This window comes from Pandoraea sp., assembly GCF_041919235.1.
Taxonomy (GTDB): Bacteria; Pseudomonadota; Gammaproteobacteria; order Burkholderiales; family Burkholderiaceae; genus Pandoraea.
Genome location: NZ_JAYRUC010000016.1, coordinates 1 through 17,325, shown reverse-complemented (window position 1 = coordinate 17,325; position 17,325 = coordinate 1). Strand labels below are relative to the sequence as shown.

Annotated in this window: 15 protein-coding genes; 6 read left to right on the top strand and 9 right to left on the bottom strand. The window is 62.3% G+C overall.

The window, feature by feature from the left end; translation table 11 throughout:
- Positions 1-15 precede the first annotated feature (15 nt).
- Positions 16-477, bottom strand: coding sequence for an EamA family transporter (locus ACE3UG_RS14080; RefSeq protein ID WP_374624860.1), 462 nt, complete (start codon positions 475-477; stop codon positions 16-18).
- A 99-nt stretch (positions 478-576) separates the two neighbouring features.
- On the opposite strand from ACE3UG_RS14080, the gene ACE3UG_RS14075 reads away from it, so the two are divergent.
- On the top strand, positions 577-792 hold the full coding sequence (locus ACE3UG_RS14075; RefSeq protein WP_374624858.1) for a DUF1289 domain-containing protein: 216 nt from the start codon (positions 577-579) through the stop codon (positions 790-792).
- Here ACE3UG_RS14075 and ACE3UG_RS14070 read toward each other — a convergent pair.
- Positions 773-2,206: an aldehyde dehydrogenase family protein gene (locus ACE3UG_RS14070; protein WP_374624856.1), complete on the bottom strand. Its 1,434-nt coding sequence runs from the start codon at positions 2,204-2,206 to the stop codon at positions 773-775. The genes ACE3UG_RS14075 and ACE3UG_RS14070 overlap by 20 nt on opposite strands.
- Before the next feature lie 295 nt (positions 2,207-2,501).
- The gene (locus ACE3UG_RS14065) at positions 2,502-4,097 is read right to left on the bottom strand and encodes an ABC-F family ATPase (RefSeq protein ID WP_374624854.1); all 1,596 of its coding nucleotides are present in this window, start codon (positions 4,095-4,097) and stop codon (positions 2,502-2,504) included.
- 292 nt (positions 4,098-4,389) lie between these two features.
- On the opposite strand from ACE3UG_RS14065, the gene ACE3UG_RS14060 reads away from it, so the two are divergent.
- Together ACE3UG_RS14060 and ACE3UG_RS14055 are read left to right on the top strand one after the other, a co-directional pair.
- Entirely contained in the window at positions 4,390-4,938 is a 549-nt protein-coding gene (locus tag ACE3UG_RS14060) for a cupin domain-containing protein (protein WP_374624852.1), read from the top strand.
- A 137-nt stretch (positions 4,939-5,075) separates the two neighbouring features.
- Complete coding sequence (locus ACE3UG_RS14055) at positions 5,076-6,014, top strand: LysR substrate-binding domain-containing protein (protein ID WP_374624850.1); 939 nt, start codon at positions 5,076-5,078, stop codon at positions 6,012-6,014.
- 201 nt (positions 6,015-6,215) lie between these two features.
- Here the strand turns inward: ACE3UG_RS14055 and ACE3UG_RS14050 are convergent, their stop codons facing one another.
- Together ACE3UG_RS14050 and ACE3UG_RS14045 are read right to left on the bottom strand one after the other, a co-directional pair.
- Positions 6,216-7,574, bottom strand: a complete 1,359-nt coding sequence (locus tag ACE3UG_RS14050; RefSeq protein ID WP_374624848.1) for an 8-oxoguanine deaminase — start codon at positions 7,572-7,574, stop codon at positions 6,216-6,218.
- Complete coding sequence (locus ACE3UG_RS14045; protein ID WP_374625031.1) at positions 7,574-8,935, bottom strand: nucleobase:cation symporter-2 family protein; 1,362 nt, start codon at positions 8,933-8,935, stop codon at positions 7,574-7,576. The genes ACE3UG_RS14050 and ACE3UG_RS14045 overlap by 1 nt, the downstream gene beginning before the upstream one ends.
- Before the next feature lie 442 nt (positions 8,936-9,377).
- Between ACE3UG_RS14045 and uraH the strand changes: the two genes are divergently transcribed.
- The 3 genes from uraH to ACE3UG_RS14030 all read left to right on the top strand — a co-directional run bounded on the left by uraH (position 9,378) and on the right by ACE3UG_RS14030 (position 12,861).
- Complete coding sequence (gene uraH, locus ACE3UG_RS14040; protein ID WP_374624845.1) at positions 9,378-9,728, top strand: hydroxyisourate hydrolase; 351 nt, start codon at positions 9,378-9,380, stop codon at positions 9,726-9,728.
- 42 nt (positions 9,729-9,770) lie between these two features.
- Positions 9,771-10,976, top strand: coding sequence for a urate hydroxylase PuuD (locus ACE3UG_RS14035; protein ID WP_374624843.1), 1,206 nt, complete (start codon positions 9,771-9,773; stop codon positions 10,974-10,976).
- Between the two features lie 505 nt (positions 10,977-11,481).
- Positions 11,482-12,861, top strand: coding sequence for an MATE family efflux transporter (locus tag ACE3UG_RS14030; protein WP_374624841.1), 1,380 nt, complete (start codon positions 11,482-11,484; stop codon positions 12,859-12,861).
- An 85-nt stretch (positions 12,862-12,946) separates the two neighbouring features.
- On the opposite strand, the gene ACE3UG_RS14025 is transcribed toward ACE3UG_RS14030, so the two are convergent.
- Genes ACE3UG_RS14025 through ACE3UG_RS14010 form a run of 4 tightly spaced genes read right to left on the bottom strand, consistent with a single transcriptional unit; the run spans position 12,947 to position 17,120 of the window.
- Complete coding sequence (locus ACE3UG_RS14025) at positions 12,947-13,792, bottom strand: peptidase (RefSeq protein WP_374624839.1); 846 nt, start codon at positions 13,790-13,792, stop codon at positions 12,947-12,949.
- A 49-nt stretch (positions 13,793-13,841) separates the two neighbouring features.
- Positions 13,842-14,648, bottom strand: coding sequence for a transglutaminase domain-containing protein (locus ACE3UG_RS14020; RefSeq protein ID WP_374624837.1), 807 nt, complete (start codon positions 14,646-14,648; stop codon positions 13,842-13,844).
- Positions 14,649-14,652: 4 nt separating this feature from the next.
- Positions 14,653-15,651, bottom strand: a complete 999-nt coding sequence (locus ACE3UG_RS14015; protein WP_374624835.1) for an alpha-E domain-containing protein — start codon at positions 15,649-15,651, stop codon at positions 14,653-14,655.
- A gap of 44 nt (positions 15,652-15,695) precedes the next feature.
- On the bottom strand, positions 15,696-17,120 hold the full coding sequence (locus tag ACE3UG_RS14010) for a circularly permuted type 2 ATP-grasp protein (RefSeq protein WP_374624833.1): 1,425 nt from the start codon (positions 17,118-17,120) through the stop codon (positions 15,696-15,698).
- Positions 17,121-17,325: the final 205 nt, after the last annotated feature.

The following is a 17,325-nucleotide window of genomic DNA, read 5'->3' as shown; positions in this document are numbered from 1 at the left end:
TCCGCTCCCCCACGTTCAGAGCACCAGCACGAGGGCCCCCGCAACGATCAACAAACCGCCGAACGCCTCCTTGAGCGAGAACGGCTCGCCCAGTACCCCCCAACCGATCAACATCGCCATCGCAACGCTGAGCTTGTCGAGTGGCGCCACGCCCGACACGGGCCCCAGTTGCAGCGCACGGAAGTAGCAGAGCCACGACAAGCCCGTCGCCACCCCCGAGAGCACGAGGAACAGCCATGTGTTCGCGCTCAGACTCGTCGGCCGCTGCCACTCGCCTCGCATGCCAACGATCGACAACGTCACCACGAAGATGACAACCGTGCGAATCAGTGTCGCCATATTCGAGTTGACCTGCGCCACCCCGAGCTTCCCAAGAACCGCTGTCAGCGCGGCAAAGCAGGCCGAGCCCAGCGCAAATAATTGACTTGGGTCGACGGCCACCGTCGGCCTGCGACCCGCCAGAATATCGACCGTCATCTCACCGCCATAGGGGAATCGCAGCCGATGTGGCCATCGATGCGATAATGGCGGCACCCTTCGACCGCCAACCCGCGCCTGTCCCCCAACGCTGCCCCTATGTCCGAACTGCACGACCGCCCCGACAGCCCCTGCATTGGCGTTTGCTCGACGCTCTTCGACGATGTCTGCAAAGGCTGCGGCCGGACCGCCTACGAAGTCTCCAACTGGGTATGCTTCACCGACGACGAGAAGGCCGCCGTATGGGAGCGCATCACCCGCGAGGGCAAGGCCATGCGTTTTTGCGACAGCCGGTCTACGACCTCGCAGACTTGAATTGAATCGACTTGTACTCGAGGAATTCCTCCAGGCCGTACACGCCGTTCTCACGGCCGTAGCCCGACTGCTTGAAGCCGCCGAAGGGCGCCTGCACATTGAACTCCCCGCCGTTGATGTCCACCTGCCCCGTGCGAATCTGACGCGCGACGCGCACCGCGCGCGCCTCGTCGCCTGACCACACGCCACCGCCAAGTCCGTAGATGGAGTCGTTGGCAATGCGCACGGCATCGGCTTCGTCCCGGTACGTGATGATCGAGAGCACCGGACCGAAAATCTCCTCTTGTGCCACCGTGGCGTCGGGCGCGACACGCCCGAGCACCGTCGGCTGGACAAAGAACCCCGCCTCGAATCCCGGCGGCACCGCATCGCCACCCGCGATCAGCTCAGCCCCCTCCGCCAGCCCCTTCCGAATGTAGGCCTGCACTCGCTCGCGCTGCGCAGCGGATGCCAACGGCCCAAGACGCGTCGTCTCTTCACGCGGATCGCCCAGCGTAAATCGCGCAACGGCATCCTTCGCCAGCGCCTTGACCTCCTCATAACGCGACGCAGGCACGAGCATTCGCGTGTGCGCCGAACAAGTCTGACCGGAATTCAGATAGCAGGCGTTGAGGGTGCCTTTGACGGCGGCGGCAAGGTCCGCATCGTCAAGCACCACCGATGCCGATTTTCCACCGAGTTCCAACGCCACACGCTTGACCGTCTGCGACGCCACTTCGGACACACGTTTGCCCGCCCGCGTCGACCCGGTAAACGACACCATGTCGACGTCGGGATGCCGTGCCAGCGCTTCGCCAACCACCGGTCCGAGGCCCGTCACCAGATTGAACACACCCGGCGGGAGACCGGCTTGCGCGATCACCTCGGCCAGAATGAATGCATTGAACGGCGCCACCTCCGACGGTTTGAGCACCACCGTACACCCTGCCGCCAGCGCAGGCGCAACCTTCAGGGTGATCTGATTCAACGGGTAATTCCACGGCGTGATCGCACCGACCACGCCCACGGGCTCTCGCACCACCAGCGAATTACCCACGCGCGCCTCGAATTCGAACGTCTCGGCAAGCTCCGCGTACTTGTTCCAGTGATAGACAGGCCCGCCGACCTGAATCGCGCGGACGAGCTTGATCGGCATCCCCGTCTCGCCCGTCATGACTTGCGCGAGCATGTCCGTGCGTGCCTTCAGGCCCGCCGCGATCTTGCGCAGGTAGACGGCACGCTCGGCAGGCGGCGTAGCCGCCCAGGCTTCGCGCGCCCTCAGTGCTGCGGCAACGCCTGCCTGCGCATCTTCTGCGGTGCCCTCAGGAATACGCCCCATGAGCGTAGCATCGGCCGAATGAAAGACGTCCAGCGTGGCACGCCCCACCGGCGTCACCCACTGTCCGTCGATGAAAAACTTGTCGAAAGTCATCATGCAATGTCTCCTGCTGGGATGTTCCCATCGAACCGACATTGTAGTGCTCACTCCCTTGAATTTCTCGCGCTCGCGGCGAAATCGGACGGCACCGATCCGCGTCTTCCGAGACTCCCACGGCAATGTCGGACAATACGAGCGACGGACGCGCCCGCAGACATGCCGTAAACGCAAACAGGGCGCCTGCCATGCAAGCGCCCTGTCCGTGGCGGCTCCCGTACCGCGCGAATGTCCCGGCGACCGACACACCGAGACCCGCGAGGCGGTTCCGCTCAAAGGCCCAAACTTCCCGACGTCAGACTTCCACGCCCTGGCTCGCCAGGTATTCGTCGTAAGTACCCTGATAATCGACGAGCGTACCGTTGCTCTTCACCTCGATCACGCGCGTGGCGAGGCCCGACACAAATTCCCGGTCATGCGAGACGAAGATCAACGTGCCCGGATACTTGTCCAGCGCTATCTGGAGCGATTCGATCGACTCCATGTCCATGTGGTTGGTCGGCTCGTCCATCATCAGCACGTTGTGGCGGCCCAGCATCAGCTTGCCCCAGATCATGCGTCCCTTCTCGCCGCCGGAGAGCACGCGCACCGACTTGCGCACGTCGTCGCCGCCGAAGAGCAGACGGCCGAGTGAGCCGCGAATCACCTGATCGTCATCACCTTCCTTGCCCCACTGCGTCATCCAGTCGGTGAGCGTCGTGTCCTCCGGAAACGCTTCCGACGTATCCTGCGGCATGTAACCGATGTTCGCGTTCTCGGCCCACTTCACGCTGCCGGCATCGACCGGCAGCGCCGCCATCAGGCAGCGCAGCAGCGTGGTCTTGCCCGCACCGTTCTCTCCAATGATCGCCACGCGCTCACCAGCGCGCACGGCACCGGAAACGTTCTTGAAAATCTGACGATCGTACGACTTCGCAATGCCTTCGAACTCAAATGCGAGGTTATGCAGCTTCTTCTCGAACTCGAAGCGAATGAAGGGATTCTGACGCGACGACGGCTTGATGTCTTCCACCTTGATTTTGTCGATCTGCTTGAGACGGCTCGTCGCCTGGCGTGCCTTCGACTTGTTCGCCGAGAAGCGGCGCACGAAGTCCTGCAGGTCGGCGATACGCTCCTTCGCCTTCGTGCTCGCCGCCATCTGGCGTTCGCGCGCCTGTGCCGACGCGAGCATGTAATCGTCGTAATTACCCGGGTAGATCGTCAGCGTGCCATAGTCCATATCCGCCATGTGCGTACACACGGCATTCAAGAAGTGGCGATCGTGCGAAATGATGATCATGGTGGAATTGCGCTCGTTGAGCACGTCTTCCAGCCAGCGAATCGTGTTGATGTCCAGGTTGTTGGTCGGTTCGTCGAGCAGCAGGACATCCGGATTCGAGAACAGCGCCTGAGCAAGCAGCACACGCAGCTTCCAGCCCGGCGCGATGTTGCTCATCGGCCCCTGGTGCTGCTCTGTCGGAATGCCCACGCCGAGCAGCAACTCGCCGGCGCGTGCTTCCGCCGTATAGCCGTCGTACTCGGCGAACTTCGCTTCAAGCTCGGCGGCGTGCATGTAGTCGTCATCCGTCGCTTCCGGATTCGCGTAAATCGCGTCGCGCTCGCTCATGGCGGCCCACATTTCCGTGTGGCCCATCATCACGACGTCGAGCACGCGCATGTCTTCATACGCGAACTGATCCTGCTTGAGCTTGCCCAGACGAACGTTCGGCTCGAGCATGACATTGCCGCCGCTCGGTTCCAGATCGCCGCCAAGAATTTTCATGAACGTCGACTTGCCGCAACCGTTGGCACCGATCAGACCATAACGGTTGCCTCCTCCGAACTTGACGGAAATGTTCTCGAAGAGCGGCTTGGCGCCGAATTGCATCGTGATATTGGCAGTTGACAGCACGGGTGGTATCCGGGAGATGAAGTGCGGCGGCACGAAATTGCGCCACGAAACCCGACATTTTAGCACCGATGCGTGGCATGCGCCCCCGGCTACCCGCGGCGCTTGTGAAGCGTCCGAAATGCAGCCTACCCATGATGGGAAGGGATACCGATGGCCTTAGTCTGCCCCTAGCCGCGTGAATCTTCGCAACGTCTCCCGACGTGCCGATCGCCGCGGCCATGCACGCCAGGGCGTCTGTCTTTTTGACGCTTCTCGGCCATCCCATTGCCCTCACTCACACAACCTCCATCCCATGACCGCGATCCGCTTACCGCTGACCCATGCACGTGCGTTGCGTTCTCGCGCCCGCCACGCCCACCACCTCCCCCGCGCTTTCGGGGCCGCCCTGTGCACCGCCGCGCTGTTGACGATCGCCCCGCTCGCATTTGCCGACACTCACCCCACGGGCGTGACGGCCAAAACCCTCGTGAAATCCACGGCTGCGTGGGATCAGACGGGCTATACGGCGTACCCGGCTGGCACGCCCGAACCGACGCTCGTACGCATCACCCTCGCCCCGAACACCCCGTTGGATTGGCACACGCATCCCATGCCCGCCATCGGCTATGTCACGTCGGGTCAATTGACGGTCGAGCGGGCGGATAACGGCGCTCAACGCGCGTTCACCGCCGGTCAGACGATCACCGAGCTGGTCGACGTGGCCCATCGGGGCTGGGCGGGCGACACTGGCGCAGAACTGCTGGTGTTCTACGCGGGCGCAGCGCAGCAACCGCTTTCGGTGAAATCCCCCGACCCGAGGGAACTTGCGCTGGACGAGCGCGTGAAGCAAACCCGTGATTAGCGCGCCCCAAACGCTTGCGGACAAGCGCTTATCGGGCTGATAGGGGCTTTCCGCTATAGAGGTGTCCGCAACTTGTGTTTCATAATGATTTACTTATGCAATCTAGGGTCCGGCATATTCGGATCGTTATATTTATCATGAGCCAGAACCGCGAACCGATCGACACGTATTTGCTGCGCGTCCTTCATACCTTGTTGATCGAGCGCAGTGTCACGCGTGCGGCCGTCAAGCTGAACCAGTCGCAGCCAGCGATCAGCGCGGCCCTGCGGCGGTTGCGCGACATTACCGGCGATCCGCTCCTGGTGCGCGGCAAATCGGGCATGGTGCCCACTGAGTACGGTCAATCGCTGATGGAACCGACGCAGAATGCGCTGCGTGAGATCGAGCGCATCACGGTTCAGCAATCGAATTTCGATCCGGCGACGACGGTACGCACGTTTCGCATCGGCTCACCCGACTATCTGAATACACTGTTCGTGCCGACAGTCGTCGAGCGCTTCCGCCAACAGGCGCCCAATGCGCAACTCGAACTGCATTCGCTGGGGCCCGCCTTCGACTATGAGCATGCGCTCGAAGATGGCAAGGTGGACATCGTGATCGGCAATTGGCCCGAGCCGCCCGAACAGCTCCATCTCTCGAACCTGTTCGTCGACCAAATCGTGTGTCTGGTACGCAATACGCACCCCTATGCCAAACGTGGCCTCACGCTCGATCAGTACCTCGCCAGCCCGCATCTCGCGCCGACGCCCTATTCCGTTGCACAACGCGGCGCCATCGATATGCACCTTGCGCGCGAGCGCCTGAAGCGCAACGTGGTCGTGACGATTCCGTATTTCAACCTGGCGCCTTACGTTCTGCTGAAGTCCGATCTGATCTTCACCACAACACGTCTGTTTGCCGACCACTACGCTGAGTTCCTGCCGCTCACCGTGGTCGAGGCACCCATCGACTTCCCGCCGATGCAGTACTACCAGTTGTGGCACGAACGTACGCATTACTCCGATGAAGTACGCTGGCTGCGCAGCGTCATCTCCGACGCCACACGCACGTTGCTCGAGTCGCGCATACAACCCTGATTCACGGATTCCACCGATTCCACCGATTCCGCAGATTCACCGAGCGATCGCCGCGCGACTTTTACCGGCGGAGCGGCCCCCACCGCTCCGCCGAACCGAACGGCGGCGTCCCCAAACGCACAGGAACGTCACCTGGCTTCCCGCCAGCGCATTGCCACGTCCGGCCACACACCAACTTCATGTGAGCGGTGAGGCAACGCCTTATCGGGAGACCTCGGCCAGTTGCCGCGCCAGCGCGTTGTGACGCGTGACGAGCGATGGCAGATCGAGCGTCGACAGACGCCCTTCGCGCACCACGACCCGCCCGTTCACCACGCTGTAAGCGGCTTGTCCGGGATTGCAGAAGACCAGCGCCGCCACCGGGTCATGCAGCCCTCCAGCCATGCCGATGCCGCGTGTGTCGAACGCCACGAAGTCTGCCGCCATGCCGGCCGCAAGCACGCCAATGTCGTCGCGGCCGAGCACGCGCGCGCCGCCGACCGTGGCGATTTCCAGTGCCTCACGCGCCGTCATCGCACTCGGGCCGAACCCGACGCGCTGCAGCAGTAGCGCTTGACGCGCCTCGCCGATCATATTGCCGGCGTCGTTCGACGCCGAGCCATCCACGCCCAGTCCGACGGGCACCCCGGCGTGGCGCATGCGGCGAATCGGTGCAATGCCCGATGCAAGCCGCATATTCGAACACGGGCAATGCGCCACGCCCGTGCCGGTCCTGGCGAAAAGCGCGATACCGGCGTCGTCGAGCTGCACGCAGTGCGCGTGCCAAACGTCATGGCCGACCCAACCCAGATCCTGCGCATACTCGGCCGGTGTCATGCCGAACTTTTCGCGACTGTACGCAATATCGTTGACGTTCTCCGCCAAATGCGTGTGCAGCGACACGCCATAGTGGCGCGCCATCGACGCCGATTCGCGCATCAGGTCGCGGCTCACGGAGAACGGCGAGCACGGGGCCACGACGACCCGCAGCATCGCGTAGCGACCTTCGTCGTGGTAGGTCTCGATGAGGCGCTGAGTGTCCTTGAGAATGTCGTCTTCGCGCTCCACGACGCGATCGGGCGGCAGCCCGCCCTGACTCTGTCCAACGCTCATGCTGCCCCGGCTCGCATGGAAGCGCATGCCGATCTCGGCCGCCGCCTCGATACTGTCGTCGAGCCTGCAACCATTCGGGTAGATGTACAGATGGTCGCTCGACGTGGTGCAGCCGGAGAGCAACAATTCGGCCATCGCCGTTTGGGTCGAGACGCGGATCATCTCCGGCGTCAGATTCGCCCATACGGGATACAGGCTCGTCAGCCAATTGAACAGTTCGCCGTCCTGCGCAACCGGAATCGCGCGCGTGAGGCTCTGATACATATGGTGATGCGTGTTGACCAGACCGGGAACGACGACATGCCCGCTCAGATCGAGCACTTCGTCGGCGGTGGACGGCAGCGTATCGCGGGTGCCGACCGCCACGATCCGGTTGTCCTCCACGTACAGCCCGCCTCGGGCAATTTCGCGGCGGTCCGCGTCCATCGTGACGAGAACGTCGGCATTCGTGACCAGCAGTGTTTTCATCAATGCGCCTCCAGTCCCACCGCTGCGCCATGCTTCTCGCCGAGGGCGTTGGGGGCCGGGGCCTTGAAGCCATTGAAATAGGCGTTCAAAATCACGGCCGAGAGCGTGGCGAGCAGAATTCCGCTGTGAAGCAACGGCGCGAGCTGCTCCGGCATCTTCGCAAAGAATTTGTTCGACGCCACCGGAATCATCGCCATGCCGATGCTGATGGCCACAATGTACAGGTTGTAACGGTTCTCCGTGTAGTCGACCTTGGACAAGATTTTGATGCCCGTGGCGAGCACCATGCCGAACATGACCACGCCCGCCCCGCCCAGCACGAATTGCGGAATCGAGGCGACAACCACCGACATCTTCGGGATCAGGCCGAACACGAGCAGGATCACACCTGCCGCGACACACACCCAGCGGCTCTTCACCCCCGTCACGCCCACGAGGCCGATGTTCTGCGAGAAAGAAGTATGCGGGAAGGTGTTGAAAACGCCGCCGATCACCGTGGCCACGCCGTCGACGCGCAGTCCGGCCACCAACGCCTTCTCGTCGACCGGCTTGCCCACGATCTCGCCAAGCGCGAGGAACATGCCCGTCGATTCGATGAACGTGATCAGCATCACGATGGTGAGCGTGAGAATGGCCCACGGATCGAACACCGGCATACCGAAATGGAACGGCAGCACGATGTCGAACCATTTCACCTGGTCGAGGCCGTCGAAGTTCACCTTGTGCAGCATCAGTGCAATCGCGAAGCCGAACAGAATGCCGAGCAGCACGGCAATATTCGAGAAGAAACCCTTCACGAAACGCGTCACCAGCAAAATGAAGACGAGCACTGCGAACGACACGCCCAGATAGACCGGATCGCCGTAATCGGGGTTACCTACGCCCCCCGCCGCCCAGTTGATACCCACGCCGATGATCGTCAGGCCAATCGACGTAATCACAATTCCCGTGACAATCGGCGGGAAGAAGCGCAACAGCTTGCCCACGGCCGGCGCGAGCAGTGTCCCGATAATGCCCGCAGCGATGGTCGCCCCGAAAATGCCGGGCAGCCCCAGCGAGGGATTGGTACCGATCGCGAGCATCGGGCCCACGGCAGCGAAGGTCACGGCCATGATGACCGGCATGCGAATGCCGAAGCGCCCGACACCCACGCTCTGGATCAGCGTGGCAATGCCGCAGCACATCAGATCGGCGGAAATGAGAAAGGCCATCTGATCCTTGGGCAAGCCAATGGCGCCACCAATAATGAGCGGCACGGCCACCGCACCTGCGTACATCACCAGCACATGTTGCAGGCCCAGCATGAACAGTTTTCCGATCGGCAGTCGCTCGTCGACCGGATCCACGGCGTTGGTTGTCACACTCATTGCGTCTCCATCCCAGGGGGGCTGTTTGATTGATATTTTTGGGGTGACTCCATGGTGCAGTTCGACGCCTGCTGCGACAAGACCATCGGCGGCTATAGTGTTTTTTTCATGGAACGTATGCGTGGATGCTTATTCTGCATCTCGGGTTTTCCCCGAGCATGCACATCGCCATTGGGCTTTCCGGCTGCCGCATCCCCCGAGCGGGCAGCGCATCATACGAGTCGCGTTATATACCGAATAGCGAAATCGAATAGTGGTCCCCGAAACCGCCATACCGGGGCATGGGGCGTACGCCCGACAGGGCGGCGCACCGTGGCGGAGCGGGCCACTCGTTTGTCTGGCGTGACGGGGTATGTGCACGTTTTTATCTTTGGTATTGCACCCGTTGCCCGGCCGCCATCTCCCTACAATGCATCCATCCATCACAGGAGACACCATGGGACGACTGACTACCCACGTACTTGATACATCGCACGGCAAGCCGGGCGCGGGCATCCGCGTCGAGCTGTGGCGCGTGGACGGCGAACGCCGCCTGCTGCGCGACGTGCAGACCAACCACGACGGGCGTTGCGACGCGCCGCTGCTAGAGGGCGAGGCATTTGTCGCAGGGGAATACGAACTGGTATTCCATGCGGGCGATTATTTCGCCGCGCAAGGCGTGGACGTCCCGTCGCCGCGCTTCGTGGATCGCGTCGTGCTGCGTTTCGGTGTGGCCGAGCCTTCCCAGCATTACCACGTGCCCCTTCTGGTGTCGCCGTGGAGCTTTTCCACGTATCGCGGTAGCTGATAAACGCGAGCGTGAACGTCAGGTAGTTGAGGAGAACATAAGATGGAAGCGTTTATTACCGACTGGGTCAATTTGTTGCTGCGCTGGCTACATGTGGTGGCGGCTATTGCCTGGATTGGCGAGTCGTTCTATTTCGTGATGCTGGACAACGGTCTGAAGCCACCCAAGGCCGCCGAGGACAAGCAAAAAGGTGTGTTCGGTGAAATGTGGTCGGTCCACGGCGGTGGCTTCTACCACGCCCAGAAGTATCTGAACTCACCGCCGCAGATGCCGGCCGAGCTGCATTGGTCGAAGTGGAAGTCGTATACCACATGGCTTTCGGGCTTTGGTCTGTTCTGCGTGCTGTACCTGCTGCAACCGCAGACGTACCTGATCGACAAGAACGTGATGGATCTGCAACCCGGTCAGGCGGTGGGCATTGCTCTGGCATTCCTGATCGGCGGCTGGTTCGTCTATGACTTCCTGTGTCGCATGCTGGGCAAGAACGAGCGCGTGCTTGGCATTGCCGTTGCGCTGTTCGTGGTCGCCGCGACGTATGCCACGACGCATATCTTCTCGGGGCGTGCCGCCTTCCTGATCGTCGGCGCGATGATGGCGACGTCCATGTCGGCCAATGTGTTCTTCTGGATCATTCCGGGACAGCGCAAGAGCGTCGATGCGCTGTCGAGGGGCGAAGTGCCCAATCCGATCTGGGGCAAGCTGGGCAAGCAGCGCTCGGTTCATAACACCTATTTCACGCTGCCGGTCGTGTTCATCATGATCAGCAACCATTACGCGTTCACGTACAGCAATCCGTATAACTGGGTGATCCTGTCGATCATCATGGCCGCGGGCGCGATGATTCGTCAGTTCTTCGTGCTGCGTCATGCGGGCAAGAATCTGTACGCCCTGCCCGTGGCAGGCGCCGCCCTGCTCGCTGCGGTGGCCGTTTTCGCGTCGCCGCGCCCCACGCCGGCGCCGGCCGCCGGGGCACACGGCGAAGGCGCGGCGTCGCCTGTCACGCTCTCGGAAATCCAGCCGATTCTCACGCAACGCTGTGCGACTTGCCACTCGGCCAAGCCGACCATGATGGGCAGCGCACCGGCGGGCGTGATGTTCGACACGCCGGACGAGATCTCGCAGAACGCCCAACGGATTTATCAGCAGGCCGTGGCGCTCAAGTCGATGCCGCTGGGCAACGTGACCCAGATGACTGACGACGAACGCCAGAAGATTGCCGCCTGGTTCAACGGCGGCGCACACCCCTGACGGCCGCGCTCGTCTTTCTTGCTAGACCCATGTTGGGGCGCTTCGGCGCCCCTTTTTTTCATGAGGGTTACGCAGCGCGACGTCCCCGACAAGAACAATCTCTCGGGAACTTCGGTGCAAGTACGCAGGTCTGTAGTACGCGCCCGGCAGTCCGGGCGTGACGTATTTGCGAGGGCGGCATCCGCTCAACCTTCCCATCACGTCAAACTACGGGTGCGATGCTTTTTACGGCAGGCGCATCACGAATCAGACATCATGAATTTCCTGCTTTTCTCCGTTTCCCGGCAAGGCGTTGTCTGGGTGCATCTGCACCAGGCCATGTTTCCGCCGTCCGATCTGACTGCCTGACGACGTCTGTGCGCCACTGCTGCGCGTGATGTTGCGGGCGGGACGGGTGCGCCATCGCTTGCGCGCGCCCGATCGATCTCCCATCTCGAAGTTTCGATGTGCAAGCCACGGTGAGCCGCGTCCCGACACGACGCGGCGATGTGTCATCGGGGGGACCATGTCTCATTCCACTATCAGCCATTCCACGCAGGGCACAAGGACGCCACTGCTCAAACAATTTGCGTCGCTCGCGATCCCAACCATCCTTTCCGGTTGGGTTTACACGGTCTATACGTTGATCGACGGGATCTTCATCGGTCGATACGTCGGCGAACAGGCGTTGGCCGCGCTCAACCTCGTTGTCCCGCTGCTGTATGTGCCGTACGCATTCAGTGTCATGATCGGCGTGGGCGGCGCCACGCTCATTGCGCGTCTGCTGGGAGAGGGACGCGACGCAGAAGCGCGTCGCGCATTCTCGCAGGTGCTCTGGGTGATGCTCGCCTTCGGTATCGCGATGAGCGCCGGGGTGCTGTACTTCCGTCACGAAATCGCCGCCGCGCTCGGCGCGCACGGCGAAATCACGCAACACGTGGTGGGCTTTCTGTCGGGCTGGGGCTGGTTCGTGCTGTTCGCCAACGGTCTTTACGCGATGGAGCTGTTCCTGCGCGTGGAAGGTGCGCCGGCAGCGCGATTCGGACTGTACGCGATGTTTCTTGGCGCGCTCGCCAACGTGGCGCTGGACTATTGGTTCATCGTGGTGAAGGAGATGGGCATGTACGGGGCGTCGCTCGCCACCGGCTTGTCGATGATGGTCTCCAGCAGCGTGATGCTCGCGTATCATTTCGTGCTGGCCAAGCAGGTCGTGCCCGCACGGCGGGCTTTCGCAGGCGCCGAGGTCCATATCTGGCGCGTCATGTACAACGGTGCCTCGGAGTTTCTGGGGGCGATCGCCCCGGCGGTGACCGTGTTCGCGTTCAACCGCGTCATTCTGTGGAACTTCGGCGAGCCTGGGCTGGCCGCCTACGCCATTCTGGAATACATGACGCTCGGCGCCACGGTGACGATGGTTGCGCTCGTGCAGAGCATGCAGCCGATGATCAGCTACTATCGCGGCTCACGCGATCTGAGCGCGTTGCGCGAGTCGTTCCGGCTAGGCGTGATGGCGGTGACGGGTTTCTCGGTGCTGGTGGCTGTCGCGATGGCCACACTCGCACGCCCGCTCACGTTCCTGTTCCTGCCGGCGGGCGTTCAGGCGTGGTCGATTCTTGAGCACGCGGTGCTTTGGTACGCGCTGGCATTTCTGCCTGCCGCTGGCAATTTGATCGTCGCGGGCTTTCTGACCGCCGTGGAATCGCCTGGCCCATCGGCGGCCATTGCCATGCTGCGAAGCTGGGTGTTGCTGCTGGGTATTCTTTGGCTGCTCAATGCCGGGTTCGGCGGCGCGGCGATCTGGTACACGCTGTTGATTACCGAAGTGCTCACGCTCGCGATCAGCGTGTGGCTATATTGGCGCAGCGACCGGGGCGAAGCGCTGCTGGCGCCGGCAGCGTCTCGTTGAGGCACTGGCATCCGACAATCCGGCTATCCGGCATCACGGCGTGACTTGACGGTCACGCCGTTTTTCATTGTCATGCCGCGACGCTTCAGCTCGGCATCTTCAGCGAGAACGTTTGCGCGAGCGACTGCATGTTGGCGGCGTCGTCCGCGCCGGGTGCACCTTCGGGCGGCGCAGCGCGCGGCGGCAGCGATGCGGGCACGCTGACTTCGCTGGCGGCCCACTGCGGTTCGGGCAGTTCGTCGAACACCTGACGCAGGCGCGCCCCCCACGATTCGTGGATCATCTTGTAGTAGACATTTTCGTCGTCGAGCGACGCGAACCGCGTTACGCGCAGGCTATTTTCTTCATACACGAGAAGATCGAGCGGCAACCCCACGGAGACGTTGGAGCGAAGCGTGGAATCCATGGAAATGAGCGCGCACTTGGCGCCGTCGTCGAGCGAGGTCGCGGGTGTGACGAGCCGATCGATGATGGGCTTGCCATACTTCGACTCTCCGATCTGGAAGTACGGATTGACCGACGACGCTTCGATGAAGTTACCTGCGGAATACAGTTGATACAGGCGACTCGGCGCGCCCGCGATTTGGCCGCCCAGCAGGAAGCTGCAATTGAAGTCGACACCGAACGCTTCGAGCGCCTTGGCGTCGCGTGTGTAGACGTCGCGAATTGCCTGACCGACGACGCGCGCGACGTCGGTCATGGTTTTGGCGTTCCACAGGGTTTCGGTGTCCCGCGCTTCGACCAGTTGCTGGCGCACGGCTTGGGTGAGCGCAAGGTTGCCAGCCGAGAGCAGCACGAGCACGCGCTCGCCCGGGCGCTCGAACACCAGCATCTTGCGAAAGGTGCTGACGTGATCGACGCCCGCGTTGGTGCGGGTATCGGAGAGAAAGACGAGCCCGGCATCGAGCTTCATGGCCACGCAGTACGTCATGTCGTTCCTGTCCTGCCGTGCGGGGCCCTCGGCCCAGGCACGCTGAAAGCTATTGTTGTTGATCTGGCGGCACGGTATCGACTTTGACCGATACGTGCAGCGCTTCCGTCGCCCCACCACTGCGCATCCCTCTCACGGGCGCGGCGGACTCATAATCGCGCCCCACGGCCAGCCGGCAGTAGTTGCCACTGGCGAAGCAGGCGTGGGTCACGTCGATGCTGACCCAACCCGCCCCGTCGAGCCATACGTCAACCCATGCGTGACTGGCCGCGTGCGGCACGTCGCCCGGATCGATATACCCACTGACGTATCTCGCCGGTACGCCGCGCGCGCGGCAAACGGCGAGCATCAGGTGAGCATGATCCTGGCAGACGCCTCGCCCGAGCGCAAGTGCCTGTGCGGCGGTACTGGTCACGCCGGTGATTCCGGATTCGTAGTCGACTCGTTCGCAGAGGGTGGCCGCAAGCGCCAGCAGTTCGCCCGGCGTGGTCACCCCGGCGCTGGCGGCGAGCGCGTCGATGGCGTCGCTGCGCGCTGTGAGCGGTGTCGGGCTGGCGAAGGATAACACCGGTACGGTATGGTTTGTCTCGCCCAGCCTGCCGTCGATGAGCGGTGTGGTTTCGACTTCTCCCTCGGCGGTGAGGCGGATTTCGCTGTGCGGTTGATGCAGCACGAGCGTGTGCATGTCGTTGCCGAAGGCGTCGCGCGCGGGCGTGAGTTTGCCGGGCGCGCCCAGCCGCCATTGGACGATGCGCTGCACTTCGGACGCCGCGGGCGTGAGTCGAAGTTGCTGGATGGTGTAGCGCACCGGCATGTCGTAGCGATAGGTGGTCTCGTGGCGGATGATCAGGCGCATGGCGTCAGGCGGCGAGCGGAATCAGGAATGTCTGGCTGATCTTGTTGCCGAGAACGGAGACTCGCTCAAGGAATTCAGTCAGGACGGGGTGCAAGCCTTGTTGCTGTATTTGCTGGATGTCGGTGTACTTGAGTTCGGCCTGGAGTTTGCCGGCGTAGCGTTCGACGTCGCCTGACTGCGCGTTGGACAGGGTGGCGAGGTTTTCGCACACGCCGTTGAGCGACGCGAGCAACGAGCGCGGCATGTGGGCATTGAGCATGAGCAGTTCGACGACGCGCTCGGGGGTAATGACGTCTCGGTAGACTTTTCGGTAGATCTCGAAGCCCGATACGCTGCGCAGCACGGCGGACCAGTAATAGAAGTCGGTGGGATGGGAAGCATCCGGTCCTGCCCGATCGGTGCGAACGGCTTCGTGAAAACGTACGTCGAGGATCCGCGCGGTGTTGTCGGCGCGCTCGAGAAAGAGGCCCAAGCGGGTAAAGTAGAAGGCATCGTCCTGAAACAAGGTGCCGAAGCTCACGCCACGCGAGAGGTGGGAGCGCACTTTGACCCATTCGAACAGGTGGGCCGGATCGCGCTCCAGCAGGTCGAGTGCGCGCGGGAATTCGAGCCAGGTGCTGTTGACGGTTTCCCACAATTCTGTGGTGAGCGTGCCGCGCACGGCGCGCGCATTTTCCCGGGCAGCCTCAAGGCAGCAGGCAATACTCGACGGGTTGTCGCGGTCGCGCACGACGAAGTCGAGGACGTTGGCACGGGTGGCGCGCGCATGCTTGCGATTGAACGCGGGCTCCAATTCCGAGATCCGCAAGGTGGCGCGCCAACCGGCCTCGTCATGGAAACTGCTGGCGTGCGCACGCACGCTTTCGGCGTCGTCTTCTTCGTCAATGGCGTCCTGCGGCAGCAGCAGGTTCTGAAGGTTGACGTCGAGCAAACGTGCGGTATTTTCGGCCCGCTCCATGTAGCGAGCCATCCAGAACAGGTGGTCGGCGGTACGGCTGAGCATGTTCTCTTCCCGATGTGATTTTTGTCGTGTCCCGCAGGCGCAGGCTATCGCTCGAGGACCCAGGTATCTTTGGTTCCCCCACCCTGCGAGGAGTTGACGACGAGCGATCCTTCGGTGAGCGCAACTCGGGTGAGTCCGCCCGGCACCATGGTGACCCCCTTGCCGGACGAAAGCACGAACGGACGCAGATCGATGTGTCTCGGTGCAATGCCCGCCTCGACAAAGGTCGGGCATGCGGACAGCGCGAGGGTGGGCTGCGCGATGTAGCCATCGGGCTTGGCGATGAGCCGTTGGCGGAAGGCCTCGATCTCGGCTTGGGTGGACGCCGGCCCCACGAGCATGCCGTAGCCGCCCGCGCCATGCACTTCTTTGACGACGAGTTGGCCGAGGTTATCCAGGGTGTAGGCAAGATCGTCGCGCCGACGGCACTGATAGGTCGGTACGTTGCTCAGGATGGGCTTCTCACCCAGGTAGAACTCGATCATGTCGGGCACGAACGGGTAGATGGATTTGTCGTCGGCAACGCCAGTGCCGATGGCATTGGACAAGGTGACGCGTCCCGCCCTGTAGACGCTCAGCAAACCCGGCACCCCCAAGGTGGAATCGGCACGGAACGCCAACGGATCGAGGAAGTCGTCGTCGATTCTGCGATAGATGACGTCGACGCGCTTCGGGCCATTGGTGGTCCGCATGTAGACGAGATTGTCTTCGACGAATAAATCTTGCCCCTCGACCAGCTCGACACCCATCTGCTGCGCCAGGAACGCGTGCTCGAAGTAGGCGGAGTTGTAGATGCCCGGCGTCATGACAACGACGGTAGGGTCGTCTACACCCATCGGCGCTACGGCGCGCAGACTGTCGAGCAAGAGGTCAGGATAATGCTCGACCGGCGCAATCCGGTTTCGCGCAAACAGTTCGGGGAATAACCGCATCATCATTTTGCGGTTCTCAAGCATGTACGACACGCCCGACGGCACTCTCAGGTTGTCCTCCAACACATAGAACACCCCGTCATCTCCCGCCCCCGCCCTCACCACGTCCACACCCGCGATATGCGCATAGATGCCGCCCGGCACGTCCACGCCCTGCATCTCTGGTCGATACTGCGCGTTCTTCAATACCTGCTCCGCCGGTATTACGCCCGCACGCAGGATGTCCTGCTCATGGTAAACATCGTGGATGAACCGGTTCAGCGCCTCCACCCGCTGACGCAATCCACTCTGCAAGGTCTGCCACTCGGGAGATGGGATGATTCTTGGAATCAGGTCGAATGGGATCAGACGCTCCGTTCCCGCCTCGTTGCCATAAACCGCAAACGTTATCCCGACGCGCCGAAACGCCAGATCAGCCTCAGCCCGCTTGTGATGCAAGACATCGTCAGATTGACACCTGAGCCAATCGTCAAACCGCCGGTAATGCGCCCGCGTCGCACCCGTGATGCTCGCCATCTCGTTATAGCTCTCGACCATACGCTTCTCCGCAGATTGCCGTGTCGAGATCGAGCAATAAACATGCCCATGCCGCTTTTCTCCCCTTTCCGCACGCTTTCAGTGCACCACGCACCCAGCCCGCACCACACCAGTGATTCACCCCGTCGATGTCGGCGCTATTTCGGGCCTTTTTTGTCGCTTCGTCGCTTCGTCGCTTCGCTTCTTCCTCGGGGGGGGGGGGGGG

Excerpts from the sequence above, each read along its gene's own strand:
- ACE3UG_RS14080 (WP_374624860.1), bottom strand. The coding sequence starts at position 477 with ATGACGGTCGATATTCTGGCGGGTCGCAGGCCGACGGTGGCCGTCGAC.
- ACE3UG_RS14075 (WP_374624858.1), top strand. The coding sequence starts at position 577 with ATGTCCGAACTGCACGACCGCCCCGACAGCCCCTGCATTGGCGTTTGC.
- ACE3UG_RS14070 (WP_374624856.1), bottom strand. The coding sequence starts at position 2,206 with ATGATGACTTTCGACAAGTTTTTCATCGACGGACAGTGGGTGACGCCG.
- ACE3UG_RS14060 (WP_374624852.1), top strand. The coding sequence starts at position 4,390 with ATGACCGCGATCCGCTTACCGCTGACCCATGCACGTGCGTTGCGTTCT.
- ACE3UG_RS14055 (WP_374624850.1), top strand. The coding sequence starts at position 5,076 with ATGAGCCAGAACCGCGAACCGATCGACACGTATTTGCTGCGCGTCCTT.
- ACE3UG_RS14050 (WP_374624848.1), bottom strand. The coding sequence starts at position 7,574 with ATGAAAACACTGCTGGTCACGAATGCCGACGTTCTCGTCACGATGGAC.
- uraH (WP_374624845.1), top strand. The coding sequence starts at position 9,378 with ATGGGACGACTGACTACCCACGTACTTGATACATCGCACGGCAAGCCG.
- ACE3UG_RS14035 (WP_374624843.1), top strand. The coding sequence starts at position 9,771 with ATGGAAGCGTTTATTACCGACTGGGTCAATTTGTTGCTGCGCTGGCTA.
- ACE3UG_RS14030 (WP_374624841.1), top strand. The coding sequence starts at position 11,482 with ATGTCTCATTCCACTATCAGCCATTCCACGCAGGGCACAAGGACGCCA.
- ACE3UG_RS14025 (WP_374624839.1), bottom strand. The coding sequence starts at position 13,792 with ATGACGTACTGCGTGGCCATGAAGCTCGATGCCGGGCTCGTCTTTCTC.
- ACE3UG_RS14020 (WP_374624837.1), bottom strand. The coding sequence starts at position 14,648 with ATGCGCCTGATCATCCGCCACGAGACCACCTATCGCTACGACATGCCG.
- ACE3UG_RS14015 (WP_374624835.1), bottom strand. The coding sequence starts at position 15,651 with ATGCTCAGCCGTACCGCCGACCACCTGTTCTGGATGGCTCGCTACATG.
- ACE3UG_RS14010 (WP_374624833.1), bottom strand. The coding sequence starts at position 17,120 with ATGGTCGAGAGCTATAACGAGATGGCGAGCATCACGGGTGCGACGCGG.